The organism is Acinetobacter johnsonii (genome assembly GCF_048551975.1).
In the GTDB taxonomy this organism is placed as follows: Bacteria; Pseudomonadota; Gammaproteobacteria; order Pseudomonadales; family Moraxellaceae; genus Acinetobacter; species Acinetobacter johnsonii_A.
On sequence record NZ_JBIMCF010000155.1, the window covers coordinates 1 to 299 of the forward strand.

General features: G+C 34.1%; 1 pseudogene. It reads left to right on the forward strand.

Going from position 1 to position 299, the window contains the following annotated elements:
* A pseudogene (locus ACG9ZB_RS17030) lies at positions 1 to 154 on the forward strand (VIT family protein); the annotation flags it as partial.
* Positions 155 to 299: the final 145 nt, after the last annotated feature.

A 299-nucleotide genomic window follows, 5' to 3' on the forward strand; every position in this document is an offset into this window, starting at 1 on the left:
TGGAGTGTTATCTCTCGGAATTAAGGGATCATTTGCGAGTTATGCTGGCGTTGTAAGTATCTGGAGAGGTTCTGTTCGGGTTATGATTTGGGGAATTGTCTCAATGTTATTCAGTGCTTGGATCGGATCACTATTTAATGTTGCTGTGACCTAATATACTTTGTGTATCTGATCACAATAATTTAATCCAATAAATTATTATAGGTTTTGAGTAGTTATTATTCATGAGTTCTCATAACTTTTAGATACTTATATTACATATGATCTAACCTGAGTAGAGGTCAAAACTAAGCTACTCA